6 protein-coding genes are annotated in these 3,968 nt (G+C 66.8%); 5 read left to right on the forward strand and 1 reads right to left on the reverse strand.

Translation table 11 applies throughout. The annotated features are described in order from the left end of the window. On the forward strand, positions 1–228 hold a 228-nt coding region (locus ACR2FV_RS01655; RefSeq protein ID WP_434013983.1), incomplete at its 5' end, for a hypothetical protein. Positions 229–513: 285 nt separating this feature from the next. After that, positions 514–945, forward strand: coding sequence for an SRPBCC family protein (locus ACR2FV_RS01660; protein WP_434013988.1), 432 nt, complete (start codon positions 514–516; stop codon positions 943–945). Between the two features lie 679 nt (positions 946–1,624). Here ACR2FV_RS01660 and ACR2FV_RS01665 read toward each other — a convergent pair. After that, complete coding sequence (locus ACR2FV_RS01665; RefSeq protein WP_434013984.1) at positions 1,625–1,861, reverse strand: YdeI/OmpD-associated family protein; 237 nt, start codon at positions 1,859–1,861, stop codon at positions 1,625–1,627. A 150-nt stretch (positions 1,862–2,011) separates the two neighbouring features. On the opposite strand from ACR2FV_RS01665, the gene ACR2FV_RS01670 reads away from it, so the two are divergent. The 3 genes from ACR2FV_RS01670 to ACR2FV_RS01680 form a co-directional block, all read left to right on the forward strand. Next, entirely contained in the window at positions 2,012–2,857 is an 846-nt protein-coding gene (locus tag ACR2FV_RS01670; RefSeq protein ID WP_434013985.1) for a sigma-70 family RNA polymerase sigma factor, read from the forward strand. Positions 2,858–2,912: 55 nt separating this feature from the next. Further along, positions 2,913–3,149, forward strand: coding sequence for a hypothetical protein (locus ACR2FV_RS01675; RefSeq protein ID WP_434013986.1), 237 nt, complete (start codon positions 2,913–2,915; stop codon positions 3,147–3,149). A 538-nt stretch (positions 3,150–3,687) separates the two neighbouring features. Next, a partial coding sequence (locus ACR2FV_RS01680) for a pyridoxamine 5'-phosphate oxidase family protein (RefSeq protein ID WP_434013987.1) occupies positions 3,688–3,968 on the forward strand: 281 nt, incomplete at its 3' end.

A 3,968-nucleotide genomic window follows, 5' to 3' on the forward strand; every position in this document is an offset into this window, starting at 1 on the left:
ACGGGTCGCGAGTCCAAGGGGTACCACCATGCAGATCTCTATGTGATGCGTCCTGACGACGAGGCGGCGCACGTGCCACTTGGTCAGCTCCTGGCTCCCGTAGGCGCTACCGGCCCGGCCGGTCGGCTGGTCGGAGCCGAGGACCGCGTCGCAACGTCGCTGTTCAGGGCTGGCAACGAACTCAAGGCCAACATCACCAACTCGCCCGGCGATTTCCGTTCGCTGTAAAATGACAGCAGAACATCGGTCCCGTCGCGACGGGTGGCGTGATCCGCCAATGAAAGTGCGTGTCGAACCGGCCTCCGGATCTTCCTGCGATGTCGTACTCGCCCTGCCCAAGAACGCCGGGTCAGTGAGCTCGCGCTCGGGTGGCCTGGGAAGCGCAATGCCTGCCCGAAGATGCCTTCAAATGGCGTCTACGCGTGGTGGTGTTAGGGCCTCACTTCTTGTCAAGGAGAGTGGTGCTAGTCTGCGCCCCCGGGAGGGATCATCGTGGCCGAGCGTCAACTCACCGTGCGACGACAAGTGGCCGCGTCTTGTGCTTCGGTCTGGGCCGAGTTCGCGGATTTCCCGAATCTGGCTGACCACTGGACTAGCCTCAAGGCCTCTCGACCCATCGGCGACCAGACCCACGGTGTGGGTGCCCGCCGCCAGGTGGAGCTGAAGCCGGTCGGCGCACTTGTCGAGACCGTCACCGCGTGGGAGGACGGCCGCACGCTCGCCACCACGAATCAGCCATCCACTCTCGTGCCGTTCAAGCAGGCCGAGGCCAGGCTCACCCTCGAGCCCGACGGTGACGGGACCGCGATCACGTTCGAGTATCGGTATGTGCCCAGGGGTGGCCCGGTGGGTCGACTGACCGGTCCCGTGATCGACAGGATGCTGAGGACAAACTTCGAGAGCATGCTGGCTGCCATCGAGGAGGCCACCCTCAACGCGGGGTGACAGGATGACAGGCGAGCACCTCTTCGCTTCCTGGCTGGAGGCTCGCGAGCCCCCCAGACACGGTAACCGCAGATGGGCGTGGACAGCGCTGAGGACTCGCCAGCATCAGCGGGTGCCGTACGACCCGCAATGGGGCCCTGGAACGGCGTGCCGCTGACGTTCCTCGTCGCCCGCAGTTGACCCCGGAACGTCGGCAGAAGGACGGGTTAGAGCGCGCCAGATCGACGGCTCGGGGGCACTCGCCAACGACCCGGGTGTCCCAGAACACGCCCCAGAACCTGCGGAGGCAGCCCGCCAGGCGCGCGACCGAGGTGCCGGTAAGAGGCAACCGGTAACGGCACGACAGCAGCGCACGGGAATGGCGGTAAGAGTCGCGTGTGGCCACCGGAGCGATCTCGGGCGGTTTGGTCGCTGCCATCCGCCGGATATCGGGCGGCTGCCTGTGGCCTCCAACCGGCGTTGAGGATGCCACCCCGAACCGACTTGTCGCTACTCGTTCTGGGGCATGCGCCGCGTCCGAGCTCAGCGAGCAGATCGCCGATTAGGACGCGGCCGCGAACCCGATTCTGGCTGTCGTTATGCACACCGTCCCAGCGGTCCGTGTCCTAGGCGGACCCCAGCTGGAAAGCCCGTCCAGGCACTTCTGTTCCGCCATCCCCGGCGTGAGCAGCGCCGACTGCTACCTGCCAGTGCGCTCGCGGTGCTTGCACCCTGGCCAGCAGCAGGGCCGCCGCTGGCCATCCTCCAGCTCCTCCTGGGTCCGGCGAATGCGGCGTTCTCGGGTCGTCTCCTGCTTGGCATCCTCGACCCAGCAGATGAACTCGTTGCGGGCCAGAGGCGTGATGTCCCTCCAGGCATCGAGTGCCGTGGGGTTGGCGATCAGCGCCTTGCGCAGGTCTCCTGGAAGCTTGTGCACCACCCCACCGGGCACTCGGGGGTCGCCAGCTGGGTAAACGATCGATTGTAGGGTGTTCATGCCCTATTGACGTACCCAAGCCGCCCGATGTGACAAGAGGCGTGGCTGTCACATTCCGGGGGCGGCCTACGTCAACATGATGTGACCAGGATGGAAGTGACAGAGTTCGACGCCGAGCGGCCCCGGCTGACTGCGATCGCCACCCGGATACTCGGCTCGGAGGCCGATGCGGACGACGTGCTGCAGGAGACATGGCTTCGGATCTCCCGCACCCTCGGGATCGACGACCTGCCCGCCTGGCTGACGACGGTCGTGACCCGGTTGTGCCTTGACCAGCTGCGCAAGCGACGGACCAGGTCGGTGGCCGAGGCCGAGACACCCGTTGACCCCGCTCCGATTGAACCGGAGGCCGACGCGCTGCTCGCCGAGAAGATGGGTGACGCGATGCAGGTGGTCCTCGACGCCCTGGCGCCGGCCGAGAGGGCGGCGTTCGTCTTGCACGATGTCTTCGGGTATCCGTTCGACGAGGTCAGCACGGTCATGGGGCGCTCGGGTACCGCGGTTCGCCAGCTGGCGAGCCGGGCGCGGCGCAAGGTGCAGGGCGAGCCGGAACCGGTTGCCTCGCAGGCGGCGCGCGCCGAGAGCCGCCGCGTCGTCGACGCGTTCCTCACTGCAGCCCGCGGCGGGGATCTCACGACCCTGTTGTTGCTCCTCGCGCCCGACGCCGTCATGCGTGCCGACCTGGTCGGACAGACCATGGGTACGGATCCCGTATACGGCGGCGCAGCCGCCGTGGCCGCCCGCTTCAACGGCGTCCGGGGGGCGGCGCCTGTCACCATCGACGGTGAGCTCGGCGCCGCCTGGATCCACGCCGGGGCGGTCAAGGTGGCATTCGTGTTCCATGTCGAGGCGGGTCTGGTGCGCGAGGTCGAGCTGATCGCCGACCCAGACGTGCTGGCAACCATGGACGTAGTCCGTGTTCGGGGCAAATCCTGAGAGGTTGCTCCACACGGATCACGTTGGTCCGACACAGTGAAAGGAAGCGAGGATTATGAAGACAATGAGCTGTCAACAACTGGGCGGCCCGTGCGATCTTGCGCACCAGGGCATGACCGCAGACGAGGTCATAAAGGCCCAAGATCGACACCTCAAGGAAGTGGTCGCGAAGGGTGACACAACGCACCAAACTGCCTTGAAGGAGATGAAGGGCCGGTGGAAGAACCCCATCAAAGGCATGGGGTGGTATCGGCAGGCCAAGCGTGATTTTGCTGCTCTTCCCGAAGGTTGATGAGGGTTCGACGCAACGACGTCCCTCCAGCTGACGCCAGCCGGGTCGATGGCACGGCACGCAACGCCTGCAGCCGCGCAACCATCCTGGCCACGGTCGCGAAGCCGCATAAGGCGCGCCCCGAACGTCGCTGAGGCTCGTCAAATGGAAGCCGAACGACGGGTACGGGTGACCAACGTCGGCGGCGCGTATGTCCCAGAACGCGCGGCCGATGCGAACGACGGCCATCCCCGAGGTGCCGGTGGGGGCGCCCCGGTGGCTCGCGAATGGAGCGAACGCGGGTGCTCGGAGGGTACCGCCCGATCGACCGAGCTGACTCCTCTGCCGGTGCTCCCGCGAGCGGCCTACGCTCCCGCCCGACTTCGGCAAGCCTGCGGCGCGAGGTAACGCTCGTCAGGTCGTGACAAGCAAACCCGTGCGCCTCGAAAACGCCCATCCGCTCCGGAAGTCGTGCGGCCTTCGCAGGTGTCCCGACCGGCACTCCGGGGATGCCCCTCACTTGCTCACGCCGGTTGGACTGCGCGTAGCCTGCACGGCCGTGCCGGCGTGGAAGGCGATCGAGCAGGCGGAGCCAGAGTTCGCCGAGCGGGTGCAGCGGCTGTTCGACGCCGGTCGTCACAAGACAATCGCCACGCTCCGCGCCGACGGATCGCCACGCATCTCGGGCATCGAGTGCGAGTTCGCTGACGGTAATCTGCGCTTCGGTTCGATGACCGGCGCGCGCAAGGGGGCGGACCTCAGGCGGGATTCCCGCTTCGCCTTACATGGCCCGACCTTCCACCCTCAGGAGGGCACGGAGAGCGACTGGCCGGGCGAGGC

Origin of the sequence: Ornithinimicrobium sp., assembly GCF_051004135.1 — a bacterium.
In the GTDB taxonomy this organism is placed as follows: Bacteria; Actinomycetota; Actinomycetes; order Actinomycetales; family Dermatophilaceae; genus Ornithinicoccus.

Coding starts and splice junctions, on each gene's coding strand:
- ACR2FV_RS01670 (WP_434013985.1), top strand. CDS start 2,012: ATGGAAGTGACAGAGTTCGACGCCGAGCGGCCCCGGCTGACTGCGATC.
- ACR2FV_RS01675 (WP_434013986.1), top strand. CDS start 2,913: ATGAAGACAATGAGCTGTCAACAACTGGGCGGCCCGTGCGATCTTGCG.